Source organism: Mycolicibacterium phocaicum, from assembly GCF_010731115.1.
GTDB classification, from domain to species: domain Bacteria; phylum Actinomycetota; class Actinomycetes; order Mycobacteriales; family Mycobacteriaceae; genus Mycobacterium; species Mycobacterium phocaicum.
In genome coordinates this window covers 434,102-448,824 of sequence record NZ_AP022616.1, presented here as the reverse complement: position 1 = coordinate 448,824, position 14,723 = coordinate 434,102, and the positions used below count along the sequence as shown (strand labels likewise).

At 66.6% G+C, this 14,723-nt stretch carries 16 protein-coding genes and 1 tRNA gene; 3 read left to right on the top strand and 14 right to left on the bottom strand.

Going from position 1 to position 14,723, the window contains the following annotated elements:
• Positions 1 to 6: 6 nt before the first annotated feature.
• A complete protein-coding gene (locus G6N46_RS02150; RefSeq protein WP_138249485.1) occupies positions 7 to 1,182 on the bottom strand; it encodes a damage-control phosphatase ARMT1 family protein in 1,176 nt (391 codons plus the stop codon).
• A 17-nt stretch (positions 1,183 to 1,199) separates the two neighbouring features.
• The gene (locus G6N46_RS02145; protein WP_138249486.1) at positions 1,200 to 1,451 is read right to left on the bottom strand and encodes a DUF3297 family protein; all 252 of its coding nucleotides are present in this window, start codon (positions 1,449 to 1,451) and stop codon (positions 1,200 to 1,202) included.
• A 170-nt stretch (positions 1,452 to 1,621) separates the two neighbouring features.
• Here G6N46_RS02145 and G6N46_RS02140 point away from each other — a divergent pair, with 170 nt between their 5' ends.
• The gene (locus tag G6N46_RS02140; RefSeq protein ID WP_138249487.1) at positions 1,622 to 2,062 is read left to right on the top strand and encodes a hypothetical protein; all 441 of its coding nucleotides are present in this window, start codon (positions 1,622 to 1,624) and stop codon (positions 2,060 to 2,062) included.
• Positions 2,063 to 2,084: 22 nt separating this feature from the next.
• Here G6N46_RS02140 and G6N46_RS02135 read toward each other — a convergent pair whose 3' ends face one another.
• Both G6N46_RS02135 and G6N46_RS02130 read right to left on the bottom strand, forming a co-directional pair.
• A complete protein-coding gene (locus G6N46_RS02135; RefSeq protein WP_163692542.1) occupies positions 2,085 to 2,903 on the bottom strand; it encodes an HpcH/HpaI aldolase/citrate lyase family protein in 819 nt (272 codons plus the stop codon).
• A gap of 9 nt (positions 2,904 to 2,912) precedes the next feature.
• Entirely contained in the window at positions 2,913 to 3,173 is a 261-nt protein-coding gene (locus tag G6N46_RS02130) for a hypothetical protein (protein ID WP_138249488.1), read from the bottom strand.
• Between the two features lie 143 nt (positions 3,174 to 3,316).
• Between G6N46_RS02130 and G6N46_RS02125 the strand changes: the two genes are divergently transcribed.
• Entirely contained in the window at positions 3,317 to 5,503 is a 2,187-nt protein-coding gene (locus G6N46_RS02125; protein ID WP_138249489.1) for a molybdopterin-dependent oxidoreductase, read from the top strand.
• A gap of 305 nt (positions 5,504 to 5,808) precedes the next feature.
• Here G6N46_RS02125 and G6N46_RS02120 read toward each other — a convergent pair whose 3' ends face one another.
• The 8 genes from G6N46_RS02120 to G6N46_RS02085 all read right to left on the bottom strand — a co-directional run bounded on the left by G6N46_RS02120 (position 5,809) and on the right by G6N46_RS02085 (position 12,391).
• Entirely contained in the window at positions 5,809 to 6,903 is a 1,095-nt protein-coding gene (locus G6N46_RS02120) for a fatty acid desaturase family protein (protein WP_138249490.1), read from the bottom strand.
• Between the two features lie 79 nt (positions 6,904 to 6,982).
• Positions 6,983 to 7,056, bottom strand: a tRNA-Pro gene (locus tag G6N46_RS02115).
• 88 nt (positions 7,057 to 7,144) lie between these two features.
• On the bottom strand, positions 7,145 to 8,551 hold the full coding sequence (der, locus tag G6N46_RS02110; RefSeq protein ID WP_138249491.1) for a ribosome biogenesis GTPase Der: 1,407 nt from the start codon (positions 8,549 to 8,551) through the stop codon (positions 7,145 to 7,147).
• Entirely contained in the window at positions 8,548 to 9,231 is a 684-nt protein-coding gene (gene cmk, locus G6N46_RS02105; protein ID WP_138249492.1) for a (d)CMP kinase, read from the bottom strand. Before cmk ends, der begins: the two co-directional genes overlap by 4 nt.
• Positions 9,228 to 9,971, bottom strand: a complete 744-nt coding sequence (locus G6N46_RS02100) for a pseudouridine synthase (RefSeq protein WP_138249493.1) — start codon at positions 9,969 to 9,971, stop codon at positions 9,228 to 9,230. The genes cmk and G6N46_RS02100 overlap by 4 nt, the downstream gene beginning before the upstream one ends.
• A 1-nt stretch (position 9,972) precedes the next feature.
• Positions 9,973 to 10,743 (bottom strand): SMC-Scp complex subunit ScpB, encoded by a 771-nt coding sequence (gene scpB / locus G6N46_RS02095; RefSeq protein WP_138249494.1) that lies wholly within the window; start codon positions 10,741 to 10,743, stop codon positions 9,973 to 9,975.
• Positions 10,740 to 11,612 carry a segregation/condensation protein A gene (locus G6N46_RS02090; protein ID WP_407665182.1) on the bottom strand — a complete coding sequence of 291 codons (873 nt, stop codon included), beginning with the start codon at positions 11,610 to 11,612 and terminating at the stop codon, positions 10,740 to 10,742. The genes scpB and G6N46_RS02090 overlap by 4 nt, the downstream gene beginning before the upstream one ends.
• Positions 11,612 to 12,391 (bottom strand): ParA family protein, encoded by a 780-nt coding sequence (locus tag G6N46_RS02085; RefSeq protein WP_322790406.1) that lies wholly within the window; start codon positions 12,389 to 12,391, stop codon positions 11,612 to 11,614. The genes G6N46_RS02090 and G6N46_RS02085 overlap by 1 nt, the downstream gene beginning before the upstream one ends.
• A 261-nt stretch (positions 12,392 to 12,652) precedes the next feature.
• Here G6N46_RS02085 and G6N46_RS02080 point away from each other — a divergent pair, with 261 nt between their 5' ends.
• The gene (locus tag G6N46_RS02080; protein WP_138249496.1) at positions 12,653 to 13,387 is read left to right on the top strand and encodes an O-methyltransferase; all 735 of its coding nucleotides are present in this window, start codon (positions 12,653 to 12,655) and stop codon (positions 13,385 to 13,387) included.
• Here the strand turns inward: G6N46_RS02080 and G6N46_RS02075 are convergent.
• The gene (locus tag G6N46_RS02075) at positions 13,375 to 13,734 is read right to left on the bottom strand and encodes a DUF1622 domain-containing protein (RefSeq protein WP_138249497.1); all 360 of its coding nucleotides are present in this window, start codon (positions 13,732 to 13,734) and stop codon (positions 13,375 to 13,377) included. The two genes, G6N46_RS02080 and G6N46_RS02075, sit on opposite strands and share 13 nt — an antisense overlap.
• Before the next feature lie 32 nt (positions 13,735 to 13,766).
• The gene (gene xerD, locus G6N46_RS02070; protein ID WP_138249582.1) at positions 13,767 to 14,723 is read right to left on the bottom strand and encodes a site-specific tyrosine recombinase XerD; all 957 of its coding nucleotides are present in this window, start codon (positions 14,721 to 14,723) and stop codon (positions 13,767 to 13,769) included.

The following is a 14,723-nucleotide window of genomic DNA, read 5'->3' as shown; positions in this document are numbered from 1 at the left end:
GGTGCGCTAGTCCACGCGGGCTTGGATCAGCGCGTACTCACCGGTGGTCCGCCATCGCTGGCCACTGGCATCGAGTCCTGTGAGTTGCTCAGGCGCAAGACCGACGACAACTTCCGACTTCAGCGTCCGTAGTGCCGTGACCGGGGACGGGAAATAGTCGACGGTTTGGCCGAACGGTGTTGTGGCGGGCCAGTATCGGTCTCCGACGAGGCGCCGATAGTTGAGATCGCCTTTCATCACCGTCATCGTGGCGGTCGCGAATTCCGCCGCGAGGTCGTCGGGCATCTCGTGGAATGCCAAAGGCGCACAAAAGAACTTGTGGGTGCGCACCTTGAGTCGGCCGGTGCGCACGGCGTCCCAGAGCCGGTCACCGATCCGGCCGATCTGGGCACGTGAGTCGGCCCTCAAGCGCTCGACGACAGCCAGGACGTCGGCCATGGTCGCATCCGACACGTAGTAGGGGTGCGGCTTGACGTACAGCACGATCTCGGCGGCCAACCGCTGAGCGAGCAGACTGTCGGCCAGGACGAGATCCGCCAGCAGCTCGCGTCCGGCGTTGTCGGCGACCACGCAGACGATCGGGTTGTCCTGCGATGTCAGCGCAGACCACAGCAGCGCGCTGTCGTCGACGAGGATGCCCTCCGACTGTGCTTCTGCGGCAGCGGTGTTCAGCTGGAGTTGGAAGCTGAGATCGGCGCGGTTACCCCACAGTGCGGCGACCAGCAGCGCCTGGTGCTGCTGATCCTCCGACGCGTCCGCCACGTCGGCGAAGACATTGAGCTCCTGGTCGACCTCTGGCCCCGTGAGCTCTGCGTTCTTGACCGGGGCGAACGGGTCGATGCCACGCCAGGCGCCGGCCCCGAAGTAGCCGACAGCCCCGAGCAATCGGCGGTAGAAGTAGCTTTCGCTCCAGAGGAACGGCACCTCACCCCACGGGCGTCCGTACATCTGCTCGCCCCAGGCGAGCCAATCCGCTCGGTCATGAGCCGTCTGGGGCAGCGGCTCGATGACACCGGTGGTGCTCTCGACGAGTAGCTGCTGCAGCTTCGCCTCTTCGGCCGGGGTGTACGGCGTGGAGTCCAGGACCTGACGAATCAGCTTCGGATGACGCCCGTGGAACACATCCCACTCGAAGGAGCCGGGCACCGCCGCGGTGATCGTGGGCGCAGCAGAGGTATCCACCAAGGTTCGGCTGTGTGCTAGGTACGGAAATAGGGTTCGACCGTGCCGTTGAGCTTGACGACCATCGGATTTCCGCGGCGATCCTTGGCGGTCGGGACTTCCACCCGCACCCAGCCCTCGGCGACGTCGTATTCGTACACGTTGGTCTTCTCCGCGCCGTTGAAGCGAATACCCACGCCGCGGATGAGCGCCTCTTCGTTATAGAAGGGACTGCGCGGATCGATGGAGAGGTGGTTCGGTGGAACGTCGTTGTTCTGATCCTGAGACATGATGGCTTTCGTCGAGTGCTGCGTCGGGTTCTTGGCGGTAATTCTCTAGGAACGTACGCGACCCTGCCGTAGCGGGTTCCGCATAGGTCGTGGCGGTCGGTGCGACCGAAGGTGTAACTCATCGCGCCAGCACCCGCCGCCGCGTCGAAACCTAGTGGTGGCGTACGCGATTGACCACCGCTGCCGAGCACAAAATCCCCATCTACCTCATGCGCCACGCCGGTTTCGGAAATCCACTGGGACGGCTGTTTGCCTGCACACATACCGGTGCCAGCGTGCGAGAACTCGGCCTACCATCGGAATTTATGGGCGTGGCGAAGGCACCCGCCAACGCCTCGCGACAGAACAAACCTCATGACAGAAGGAGGGATGGGCTGATGAAAATCGCACTGGCAATCGCCGCCGCCGCGCTCGCGTTCAGCCCCATCGGCGTAGCTCACGCCACACCAGGACAGTGCATCAACACCCCCTGGGGCGGATACTGCGACGGGCAAGCCGACGGAAACGGCATCTTCAACCATTGCGAAGGCGCAATGGGCTTCAGCAACTGCTTCTACGTGCGCGCCGTGCCCACGGATGTCGATCCGCGGGGCTGGGTACCGCTGACCTGACGCTGCACTCCCCCGCGGACGTTCAGCCCGGTATCAGCCGGAGTTGGCGCGCCTTCTCGAGAATGATGCGGGCGCGGTTCAATCGCGGTAAGTCGCTGCCGTCCTTCGGTTTTCCGCCGCGAGCGTTGAACTGCTCGACGAACTCGCGCGCCCAGCTGATGTCTGATTCGGACGGACTCAGTCCGGCGTTGATGACCTCGGCATCGGACGAGCGCAACGCGAGCTTGCCCGTCATACCCATCTGCCGGGTGAGCGCCACGCCCTCGGCCAGCTGATCGGGATCGCGGGTCGGCCCGTCGATCGGGCCAGGGATGTGCGCCGCACGCGATGCAATGACCAACTGCGAGCGGCTGTAGGCCAGCGCCAACGGATCCTGCTCGACCCCGATGTCCAGCGTGTAGTCGTTGACGCCGAACGCGATGCGGAAGCACGGTCGCGCCGCTGCGATGTCGTGCACGCGCGCCAGCCCGCGCGCCGTTTCGATCAACGCGATCACCCGCGACTCGCCGCCGAGCCGGTTCGCGGTGTCCCACATGTGGTTTCCGCCCTCGGTCTTGGCCAGCACGACGCCCTTCACCCCGCGGCACTCCGCCAGGGCACGGCAGTCGGCAGACCAGAAATCACTCGACGCGTCGTTGACCCGGACCCATGCCTGCGCCCCGCCGTTCAGGAAGTCGATGACCCGCTCCCGAGCCACCTCTTTCTCATCGGGGGCGACGGCATCCTCGAGGTCCAGGATCACCTCGTCACAGCTCGTGGTCGCCAGGACTGCCCCGAGGTCAGGTTCGCGGGACGGATTGACGAGGAGCCAGGAGCGCGAAACCTTCGAGTTCACGGTCATGGCGCCAGGCTAGACGTTCTGAGTACGCCGCACCCGCTGGAAAAGCTGCGCGTCCCGCTGGCCGAGGACGGACGTCGCAGGCGACACCGGGTAGGTGTTCTCCCCCGAGGTTCCACCGAGTTCGGTCGCCTTATCGGCGACGGTCACCGCGCGGCGACCACGACGGCCTGGCTCGCCGGCGAGCTGGCGATCGGACGGGACGAATTGATCGGGCAGAGCACCGATCTCGTAGTCGCCACGGTTGAACACGTCCTGGCAGCAGCCGAGCACGCAGGCTCTTGATAGCGGAGCTGCCGATGCCCACCGTGTCCCGTGGACGTTAACGGCAGACCAACGTTCGGCAGGCTCTGGCCTGGAGTGCACCGCCGAGGCTAGTCTGGTCACGCACGTGACCAGAACGTCTTGGAGGCCTGATGACAGCCCTTGACATGCCCATGCCCGGAGTACGCGGCAGTGCGGACGAAACGGCAAGCGCCACGTACGTCAGCCAGTGCACGCTGTGCGAAGCGCACTGCGGCATCCATGTCGCGGTCACCGGCGGCAAGGTCAGCCGCATCGAGGGCAATCCCGACGACGTCTTCTCGAAGGGCTACATCTGTCCGAAAGCCACGGCCATGGGAGCCCTGCACCACGATCCGGACAGGTTGCGCACCCCGATGCGCCGGGTAGGTGACAGCTTCGAGCCGGTCGGCTGGGACGAGGCGTTCACCGAGATCGGAGCCCGGCTGCGTCGCATCCGCAGCGAGCACGGATCACGATCGCTCGGGATGTACCTGGGGAACCCGGCAGCGCACAGTTCCGGCGCGTTCTACGGCCTGATGCTGCGGGCAGCCTTGCTCACGCCCAACTTCTTCTCGGCGTCCACGATCGACCAGATGCCTCACGAGTACGCGGCGTGGCGGGTTTTCGGCTCCAACGTGCTGGTGCCGATCACCGACATCGACCGCACCCAGCGGCTGGTGATCATCGGCGCCAATCCCGCGGTGTCGAACGGTTCGTTGTCGATCATGCCGGGCGCCAAACGCCGAATCAAAGCGATCCGCGAGCGCGGCGGGAAAGTCGTCGTCATCGACCCGCGCCGGACCGAGACCGCCCGGATGGCCGATCAGCATGTGTCGGTGCGTCCCGGCGGGGACGTGTACCTACTACTGGGCATGCTGCACGTCCTGCTCAACGAAAGCCTCTGCGACACAGCTACTCTCGACCAGTTGGCGACCGGTCGACAGGAGCTTGTCAACTTGGTCGCCGACGCCACCCCGGAGGCCGTCGCGCAGCGCGCCGGTGTGGACGCCGAGACGATTCGCACCCTGGCCCGCGAGCACGCGGCCGCTGAATCGGCGGCCATCTACGCCCGGATCGGGATCTGCCAGCAGCAGACCGGAACCCTGGTGAGCTGGCTGGTCATGGTGCTCAACACCGTCACCGGCAACTTGGACCGTGCCGGCGGCACCATGTTCTCCACCCCGATCATCGACCTGCCGCGGATGGCCAAACATGTCCCGGTCGGACACGGAGCGTGGACCGACCGGTCCGGCCGCTACAAGTCCTTCCGCGCCGAGCTGCCCGCCGTCGCGATGGCCGACGAAATCCTGACCCCCGGCGACGGCCAGATCCGGGCCATGATCACCTACGCCGGCAATCCCGTGTCCTCGATCCCCCAGAAGGGCCGGCTGGCCCAGGCGCTGGCATCGCTGGATCTGTATGTGGCGGTGGACATGTACGTCACCGAGACCACCCGGCACGCGGACTTCATCCTGCCGCCGGTGTCGCCGCTGGAGCGCGAAGACGTCGGATTGCTGACCACGATCTTCAGCGTGCGCAACAACATTCGCTATCAACACCGGTCCTTCGACCCGCCCGCCGGTGCGCTGGAGGACTGGGAGATTCTCAGTCGCCTGACCTTCGAGTTGCTCCCGGCTCCGCTGCGGCAGCTGACCGCACCGCTCCGCAGCCCGCTGATCCAGTTCGCCAACCCATTGCGGATGGCCGCAGTTGCGCTGGCGACGGGACCCTACGGCCGAATCCGCAAGGGCCGCAAGGGAAAGACGATGAAAGACCTACGCTCCAGCGCAGGTGGCCTCGACCTAGGCCCGCTCGAACCGCGGCTGGACAAGGTGATCGCCACAGACGACCGCAAGGTTGCGCTGGCGCCTGCCGAGTTCCTCGCAGCCGCCCGTCGGCTGCTCGACACTGCCGCCGAGGAGTCCGACCGCGAGTTCGATTTGCAGCTCATCGGGCGGCGGCAATTGCGCAGCAACAACTCGTGGCTGCACAACGTGCCATCGATGACCAGCGGGTCCAACAAGTGCACGGTGCTGATGCATCCAGCCGATGCCGATGCTCGCCGACTCGCCCAAGGCGACATGGTTCAGGTCACCTCTGCCGTCGGGTCCATCGAGCTGCCGCTGGACATCAGCGACGACATCCGGTCAGGCACCGTCGCAGTGCCCCACGGCTGGGGCCACACGAACACCGGCTGGCGCCATGCCAACACCCTGCCCGGCGCGAATGTGAATGACCTGCATGATCCGGCACTGGTCGATTCGTTCACCGGGACAGCGGCGGTCAACAACACCTGGGTCCACGTCAGCGCCTGCTGACCCGGCCTCAGCTGGCCGCTGCTGATGCCCCCAAAAACGAAAAATCCCGGACCTAAAGTAGGTCCGGGACTATTCGTATGTCCTGCGACATCACACTGTCAGGCTGACAGTGTGATGTTTCATGACATGCGAATAGCGTGTCTCAAGACATCGGCATAGCCCGATCGGCCAGTTTCAGCTGGTGTCGAAGGCTCGTCTGGTCATCACCGCAGTCCGAATCGAAGGCCGGTCCCAGTCCCAAGTCGCACGCAATTACGTTGTCTCCCAAAGCTGGATCTGCCGCTAGGAAACAAAGCAGTCGTCTACTAACCGCGCCGCCGCCCCACGCGCAGCAGCCAGTCAGGCACCGCCAGCCCGTGGATGATCCTTTGCGTCCGAAAGTACTGGCGCGGAAGCGATGCGGTGTTGTAGGGCAAGTCGTACTTCTCGCACAGTTCCCGCACCCGGACGCTTACTTCAGGCAACCGGTTGCTCGGCAGATCAGGGAACAGGTGATGCTCGATCTGGTAGCACAGGTGCCCACCCGAGAAAGCCAGCAGCGGGTTTGCGTTGAAGTTCGCGGTCCCAAGAATTTGTCGCAGATACCATTCGCCGCGAGTTTCGTCCTTGACCACCGCGGGGTCGAATGTCTCGGCCCCGTCGGGGATGTGCCCGCAAATGATGTTCACGTACACCCACAGGTTCCGGAGCACATTCGCGCTGACATTGGCCGCCAGCGTGCGACGCCACCGGCGCAGGCCCAGCGCCGGGAAGAACACATAGTCTTTGCCCAACTGGCGCGCGCTCTTGGCGAGAAATTTCCGCCTCTCCACCGTGACAGCGCCTGGCGTCTCGTCCCGGAGCCGCTCCGAATGCAGGCCGTGAAGGGCGATACCCCATTCGAACGTCGCTGCGAGCACCAGGTTTCGGAGCGGTGTCAACAGATACGCCCACCGCCACGGCTGGTCGGTCGTCACTCGTAGCAGGCGGTACCCGATGTCCTCGTCCATGCCGAACACGTTGGTGTAGACGTGATGCCGATAGTTGTGCGAGTACCGCCACTGCGCGGAATGCCCGACCATGTCCCACTCCCAGGTATTGGAGTGGATTTCCGGGTCGTTCATCCAATCCCACTGGCCGTGGGAGATGTTGTGGCCGAGCTCCATGTTCTCGATAGACTTCGCGTACGCCAGCGCGCACGTGCCGGCGACCCAGCCAGCCTTGGACCGGCTCCCGGCGATCATCAGCCGCGCCGCGACATCGAGCACCCGCTGAAAATGGATCACCCGCCGGATGTACGCCGAGTCCTTCGGTCCGAGCGACTCCTCGACGTCGCGGCGGATCACGTCGAGTTCGTAGCCGATCTCCTCGACGTCCTCACTGCTGAGGTGCACGTAGGCAGTGACATCGGCTATCGCCATCAAGGTGTCCTCGGGTGGATGCGGCAGAGAGACGGCGCCATTCAAGCCACCGCGAGGCCTTTGACCTGCAAAAACTTTGTCGGGCTGACAGGATTTGAACCTGCGACCACTTGACCCCCAGTCAAGTGCGCTACCAAGCTGCGCCACAGCCCGCGGCGCTACCGGACGAACCGGCAACGGTTGGAAAGCCTACCCCAGACCTCCCTCCGGACCCTAAACGGGTCCGGCGGCGCGTCGGCGGCTAGCGCTTGGCCCCGCGCTTCTCCCGCACCCGCACGTTGATCTTGATCGGGCTGCCCTCGAAGCCGAACTCTTCACGCAGCCGGCGCTCCAGGAAGCGGCGGTAGCCGGCCTCCAGGAAGCCCGTGGTGAACAGTACGAAGGTCGGCGGTCGCGAGGCCGCCTGCGTGGCGAACAGGATGCGCGGCTGCTTGCCACCGCGCACCGGCGGCGGCGTGGCGGCCACGATCTCCTTGAGGAAGGTGTTGAGCCGCCCGGTCGGGATGCGGGCGTCCCACGATGCCAGCGAGGTCTCCAGCGCCGGCACCAACTTCTGCACGGCCCGACCGGTTTTCGCCGAGATATTCACGCGCGGCGCCCACTGCACCTGCACGAGCTCGCGCTCGATCTCCTTGTCCAGCAGGTAGCGCCGGTCTTCGTCGACCAAATCCCACTTGTTGAACGCGATGACGAGCGCACGCCCGGCCTCGATGACCATCGACAGCACCCGCAGGTCCTGCTCGGTCAGCGGCTGGGAGGCGTCGATCAGCATGATCGCGACCTCGGCGGCGTCGATGGCGCCGTGCGTGCGCACCGAGGCGTAGAACTCGTGCCCGCTGGCCTGGCCGACCTTGCGGCGCAGGCCGGCCGTGTCAACGAAACGCCAAGTCTTGCCGTCCAATTCGATCAGCGAGTCGACCGGGTCCACGGTGGTGCCGGCGACGTCGTGCACGACGGACCGCTCGTCGCCCGACAGCTTGTTCAGCAGCGAGCTCTTGCCGACGTTGGGCTTGCCGACCAGCGCGACGCGGCGCGGACCGCCTGTGCCGCCGGAGGTTTCGGAGACCTCGGGCAGCACCTCGAGCACGCTGTCGAGCAGATCGGCCACACCGCGGCCGTGCATCGCGCTGATCGAGTGCGGCTGTCCCAGCCCCAGCGACCACAACGCCGCCGCCTCGGATTCGATCTTCTCGTTGTCAACCTTGTTGGCCGCCAAGAAGACCGGCTTACCCGAGCGCTGCAGCCGCTTGGCCGCGGCCTCATCGGCCGCGGTCGCCCCGACCACCGCGTCGACCACGAGAATGATCGCGTCGGCGGTGCGCATGGCGACGGTGGCCTGCTCGGCGACCAGCATCTGCAGACCCTTGGCGTCGGGTTCCCAACCACCGGTGTCCTGCACCACGAAACGCCGCCCGACCCACTGCGCGTCGTACGACACCCGGTCGCGGGTCACGCCCGGGATGTCCTGCACCACCGCTTCGCGACGGCCCAGGATGCGGTTCACCAGAGTCGATTTACCGACATTCGGGCGGCCGACCACGGCCACCACGGGCGGGGGTCCGGCGTACTCGTCGAGCTCGGCCTCGAAGCCCTCCGAGCCGATCTCCCAGTCACCTTCGTCGAACCACACACCGTCGTCGTCGCTCATTGACGCACACCTACCTTCTGCTGCACGAGATCCAGCAGATGTGCCACCACATCAGCCTGGGTCATATCGCTGGAATCGACGACGATCGCATCATCGGCCGCATGCAGCGGCGAGACCGCGCGCGTCGAGTCCAGATGGTCCCGGCGCTGCACATCGGCCAGCACCGCTTCGTAGTTGTCGCTCAAGCCGTTTGCGACGTTCTGCGCATTACGCCGGCGGGCGCGCTCCTCGGCAGAGGCGGTCAGGAAGATCTTGAGATCGGCGTCGGGCTTGACGACGGTGCCGATGTCGCGGCCCTCGACGACGACCGAGCCGGCCGCCGCGATCAGCTCGCGCTGCCGCTGCACCAGCAGCGTCCGCACGGCCGGAATCGCCGACACGGCCGATACCGCGAGCGTCACCGCGTCGCCGCGGATCTCGTCCGAAACGTCCTCGCCCGCAAGGTACGACGTGTCGTGGTCCGGATCGAAGCTGACGGAGAACTCGGTCTCCTTACACACGGCAACGACGGCATCGACCTCGGACGGGTCGATGCCGGCCCGCAGCACCGCCAGCGTCACGATGCGGTACATCGCGCCGGTGTTGATGTGATTGGCGCCGAGTGCATGCGCCAAACCCGTTGACACCGAGGACTTCCCGGTTCCCGCCGGGCCGTCGATGGCAATGACGAGAGCGTTCACAGGCCCACCGCCTGGTACAGCTCGCCGACTTCCTTGCGTGTCAGCGCCCGCAGGCTGTTGACGCGCTGGTCCCCCAGCGCCACCGTGCCGATGTGCGTACGCACCAGTTCCTTCACTGGGTAACCCACCTCGGCCATCAGCCGGCGCACGATGCGATTGCGGCCCTCGTGCAGCACGATCTTCACCAACGACTTACCGGCGGCCATGTCGACCACCGCGAATTCGTCGACATAGGCCGGGCCGTCGTCCAGTTCCACGCCGTCGCGCATCTTCTTGCTCAATCCGCGGGGCACGGTGCCCTGCACGGTCGCCAGGTACGTCTTGGACACCTCGTAGCGCGGGTGCATCAGCCGGTGCGCCAGCTCGCCGTCGTTGGTCAGCAGGATCAGCCCTTCGGTGTCGGCGTCGAGTCGGCCGACGTGGAACAGCTTCTTGTTGCCGCGCACGCGATGCTCGACCAGGTCACCGATACACGGACGGCCCTGGTCGTCAGACATGGTGGAGTGCATGCCTTTTGGCTTGTTCAGCGCGAGGTACACCAGGTCCTCGTCGACGAGGACGCGGGTGCCGTCGACCCGGACGACCTGCCGATCGGGGTGCACCCGCGTGCCGAGTTCGGTGACGATCTGGCCGTCGACCTCCACTCGCCCGTCCAGGATCATCCGCTCGGCGACGCGGCGAGAGGCAATTCCCGCCTGCGACAACACCTTCTGCAGTCGCACGCCTTCTTCGTTGGCCATGTCAGTCCCGATCTACGTCGAATTTGGCCGGCTCCGCAGCCGGCGCAGGGGTTCCGCCGAGTTTGGCGAAACGCGGCTCTTCAGAGAGCGTCTCGGTGATGTCGTCGATCACGTCGACATCAGGCAACAGCGGGGCGAGTTCCGGCAACTCGCTCAGCGAGGTCAAACCGAGCCGCTCCAGGAACAATTCCGTCGTGGCGAAAGTCGTTGCGCCACTGTCGGCATCGGTGCCGGCTTCGATGATCAGGCCGCGCGCCGCGAGGGTCCGCATCACGGCGTCGACGTTCACGCCACGCACCGCGCTCACCCGGGCACGGGTCACCGGCTGCCGATAGGCCACCACTGCCAGCGTCTCCAACGCAGCCCGGGTCAGCTTGGACCGGGCGCCGTCGAGAATGAGCCGCTCGACGTAGGGCGCGTACCGGGCGCGGGTGTACATCCGCCAGCCGCCGCCGGCCTCGCGCAGGTCGATGCCGCTGCCGCGCTCGGCCAGTTCGGCGGCCATCCGGCGCAGCTTGTCCTCGACCCGCTCGATCGTCTCGTCCAGCGCGGACGCCAGAGAGTCGACCGGGGCGGGCGTGTCGACCACCAGCAGCAGGGCCTCCAGTGCGCACCCGAGTTCGTCGTCGGTGATCTCGGTGCTGATCTCGTCAGCCTCGGTGTCGAGTTCGTCACCTTCGGTGACAGCCGCCGCGTCGGTCACACCGGCGTCGGGCTCGACGTCCTCGCCCACGCTGCTATCCGCGGCAATCACCGCGTCGTTGTCTGTCATTGGTCTTCTTCCACCGCCGCTGCCAGATGCTCGTTCGTCGGCCGCTCACCGGTCCACGAAACTTGCAGCACTCCAAGCGGTTCAATCTGCTCGAAGTTTACCGCCTTGGCGCGGTAGAGCTCTAATAGCGCCAGGAACCGGCCGACGATCTCCATCCCGCCGTCGCAGTCGGCGACCAGATCGGTGAACGACGCCCACTCCCCGACGCCGCGATTCTCCAGCAGTCCCATCAGTTTCATGGCCTGCTCGGGCACCGACACCGCCTGCACGTGCAGGTGATCGACGCGCAACGACGGCACCGGACGCGGCGTGAACGCCGCCGCCGCGATCTGCGCGAACCGGTCGGCGTCGACGCCGAGCATGACCTCCGGCAGCAGCTCGGTGAACCTGTCCTCGAGGGTGACGGCGCGCGGGTAGCTGCGCATCGCGGCGGCCTCGAGCTCGGCGAACATCAACGCGACGTGCTTGAACGCCCGGTATTGCAGCAGCCGCGCGAACAGCAGGTCGCGTACTTCGAGCAACGCCAGGTCGTCCTCGTCGTGGACCTCGGCGGCCGGCAGCAGCCGCGCGGCCTTCAAGTCCAGCAGCGTGGCCGCGACCACCAGAAACGCCGTCGTCTCATCCAGCTCGAGCTGGCTGCCGATCTCCTTGGTGTACGCGATGAACTCATCGGTGACGCGGTGCAGCGCCACTTCGGTGACGTCCAGCCGGTGCGCGAAGATCAGCTGCAACAGCAGGTCGAACGGGCCCTCGAAGTTGGTCAGGCGGACCTGAAAACCGGCCTTCTTCTCGTCCGGCTGGTCGGTCGCCGGCCCCTCCGGCGCCGCGTCCGCGGCCACCTCACCACCAACGCTGGCGGCCTCGGCAATCACGCGCCGAACCGGTCGATGACCTCGCACGCCAACGCCCGGTACGCCTGGGCGCCACCGGATTTCGGGGCCCAGGTGGTGATCGGTTCACCGGCGACGCTGGTCTCCGGGAAGCGCACGGTGCGGCTGATGACGGTGTCGAACACCAGATTGCCGAAGCGTTCCACCACGCGGGCCATGACCTCACGCGCGTTGACGGTGCGGTTGTCGTAACGGGTGATCAGGATGCCGCTGATGTCGAGCTTGGGGTTCAGCCGGTCGCGGACCTTGTCGACGGTGTCGGTGAGCAACGCCAGGCCGCGCAGCGAGAAGAACTCGCACTCGGTCGGGATGATGACGCCGTCGGCGCACGCCAGGCCGTTCACGGTGAGCAGTCCGAGCGACGGCTGGCAGTCGATCAGCACGTAGTCGTAGCGGTCCAGCACGGGGTACAGCGCGCGCGACAGCGTCTGCTCGCGGCCGACCTCGTTGACCAGCTGAATCTCGGCGGCCGACAGGTCGATGTTGCTGGGCACCAAGTCCAGGCCCTTGACCCGGGTGTTGATCAGCACGTCGTCGATCGACACCCGCGGCTCGATGAGCAGGTTGTGCACGGTGTGCTCGAGCTCGTAGTGCGGAACGCCGAGCCCGGCGGACAGCGCGCCCTGCGGATCGAGGTCGACCAGCAACACGCGGCGGCCGTACTCGGCCAGGCTGGCGCCCAGATTGATGGTCGACGTGGTCTTGCCGACGCCGCCCTTCTGGTTGCACATCGCGATGACCTTCGCCGGACCGTGCATGCTCTTGGGCTTCGGCTCGGGGATGTGTCGCGCGGGACGGCCGGTCAGGCCGACCGCGGGTTCCGGATCCGCGGTCGCGGCCGCGCCATCGACATCAAGCGGCAACGAAACCGGCTCCACCGGGCTCAGGCCCCCCACGCCTGTTGGGACATCGGTCATGCGTCGCCGATCAGCGGCGTGACTCCCATAGCGAACATCCGGGCAAGTTTAACGGTGCCACGCCGCTGACGACGGCAGACCCGCTGTCCTAATGTGACTGCCATGAGCTGGAAGCGGCAGTGGTCCCTCGTCCGGATGGCGCTGGGGATGAGAAAGTTCGTCCAGACCGGACAGTGGGGCGACGGCCGCGAGGCCGCCGCCGCGGCCTACGTGGAAGCCAACGCCCGCTGCGGCGACATCGATCATGTCCTCGCGACCATCGATACCTTCGCCCGCGAACAGTCGATGCTGGTCAATGTCGGCGACGAAAAAGGTCAACTCCTCGAGTCCGCGCTCATCCGGGGAAACCCTGCGCGCATCCTCGAGCTGGGCACCTACTGCGGCTACAGCGCGCTGCTCATGGCCCGCACCGCGCCGGACGCACACGTCTTCACCGTCGAGCTGTCGGCGGACAACGCGGAAATCGCCCGCCGCATCTGGACCCACGCCGGCGTCGCGGACCGGATCACCTGTGTGGTCGGCACCATCGGCGACGGCGGCGCGACGCTCGACCGCCTCGCCGGCCATGGATTCGGACCGGGCAACCTCGATTTCGTGTTCATCGACCACGACAAGGCCGCCTACCTCAAAGATCTGGAGTCGATCCTGGCGCGCGGCTGGCTGCGTCGCGGTGCGGTCGTCGTGGCGGACAACGTGAAGGTGCCCGGCGCTCCGGCCTACCGCGCGTACATGCGGGACCAGGAGGGCAAGCTCTGGCACACCCAGGAGCACCCCACCCACGTCGAGTACCAGAAGACACTGCCTGACCTGGTGCTCGAGTCGGACTACTTGGGCTGAGCGTCGTCCGCCTTCACCGGTCGTTGCCACGGCCACGAGCCGGTCATCTCGACCTGCAGCGAGAAACTCAGGAAGGTTCGGATCGCGACGATGCCGGCCAGTACCGCGACGCTCTGTGCGGTCGGCGTGACGGCCACCGTGCGGATGATGTCGGCGGCGACGAGAAATTCGAGGCCCAGCAGAATCGAGCGGCCCAGCTGCCGCCGGAACGCGTCGTAGGCACCGCCCTCGCCGCGGATCCGGCCGACCGTCGCGGCCAGGGCGAGTACCGCGCCGCCCACGATCACCGCGACACCGACGGCATCGATCACTTTGCCGGTCGTCTCGATGACGTCGTAGAAGGCCATGACCGGATGCTAGCCCCGGCCGATCGTCATCCTCACCTGGCGCGCGGGTGCGCCCCGGCCCACACTTCGCGCAGCGCGCTGACCGTCACGAGCGTGTAGATCTGCGTCGTGGTGACCGACGCGTGGCCGAGCAGTTCCTGCACGACGCGCACATCCGCGCCGCCTTCGAGCAGGTGCGTGGCGAACGAGTGGCGCAGCGTGTGCGGTGAGACCGCGGCCGTGATGCCGGCCCGCTCGGCGGAATCCTGCAGCACCTGCCACGCGCTCTGCCGCGACAGCCGACCGCCGCGCGCGTTGAGGAAGATGGCGGGTGTGCCCTTGCCACGGCGCGCGAGCTCGGGGCGGCCCCGCACCAGGTAGGCATCCAGTGCCGTGACGGCGGGCCGGCCGATGGGCACGAGCCGCTGCTTGCCGCCCTTGCCGTGCAGCATCACCGACCGGGACTCGGTGTCGACGTCGTCGCGATCGAGGCCGACCGCCTCGGAGATCCGCGCTCCCGTCGAATACAGCAGTTCCAGCAGCGCCCGGTTGCGCAATGTCAGTGGATTGTCGGCGTCGCTGTCGCCACCCGCGCCGTCCAACAACGCGATGACGTCGTCGTAGCTCAGGCTCTTGGGCAGCCGGCGGCCCGGCGTCGGCGGCTTCACGCCACGCGCGACGTCGATGTCGGCGAGCCCTTCGGCGGCGGCGAACTTGTGCAGCCCCCGCACCGCGATGACGGCCCGCGCGGCCGAGACCGAGGACAGCGCGGCGACGCCGTTCTCCGGATCGCCCTGGCGCAGCGCGACGAGGAACTCGCTGACGTCGGTCTCGGTGACAGCGCCCAGGTCGTCGATACCGCGGCCGGCCAGATGCGCGGTGTACCGCCGGATGTCACGCCGGTAGGAACTCAGGGTGTTGGCCGCGACGCCCCGTTCGATGCTGAGGTGGTTCAGGTAGCCCTGCACCTGCTGCTCGAGCCGCGACCGGACCCCCGTCGACGCCGCCAC

What these genes read in the sequence shown, in the direction of transcription:
- G6N46_RS02075 (WP_138249497.1), bottom strand. Translation starts at nt 13,734, where the DNA reads ATGGCCTTCTACGACGTCATCGAGACGACCGGCAAAGTGATCGATGCC.
- scpB (WP_138249494.1), bottom strand. Translation starts at nt 10,743, where the DNA reads ATGACAGACAACGACGCGGTGATTGCCGCGGATAGCAGCGTGGGCGAG.
- G6N46_RS02085 (WP_322790406.1), bottom strand. Translation starts at nt 12,391, where the DNA reads ATGCACGGTCCGGCGAAGGTCATCGCGATGTGCAACCAGAAGGGCGGC.
- G6N46_RS02080 (WP_138249496.1), top strand. Translation starts at nt 12,653, where the DNA reads ATGAGCTGGAAGCGGCAGTGGTCCCTCGTCCGGATGGCGCTGGGGATG.
- der (WP_138249491.1), bottom strand. Translation starts at nt 8,551, where the DNA reads ATGAGCGACGACGACGGTGTGTGGTTCGACGAAGGTGACTGGGAGATC.
- G6N46_RS02100 (WP_138249493.1), bottom strand. Translation starts at nt 9,971, where the DNA reads ATGGCCAACGAAGAAGGCGTGCGACTGCAGAAGGTGTTGTCGCAGGCG.
- G6N46_RS02120 (WP_138249490.1), bottom strand. Translation starts at nt 6,903, where the DNA reads ATGGCGATAGCCGATGTCACTGCCTACGTGCACCTCAGCAGTGAGGAC.
- G6N46_RS02125 (WP_138249489.1), top strand. Translation starts at nt 3,317, where the DNA reads ATGACAGCCCTTGACATGCCCATGCCCGGAGTACGCGGCAGTGCGGAC.
- G6N46_RS02135 (WP_163692542.1), bottom strand. Translation starts at nt 2,903, where the DNA reads ATGACCGTGAACTCGAAGGTTTCGCGCTCCTGGCTCCTCGTCAATCCG.
- G6N46_RS02145 (WP_138249486.1), bottom strand. Translation starts at nt 1,451, where the DNA reads ATGTCTCAGGATCAGAACAACGACGTTCCACCGAACCACCTCTCCATC.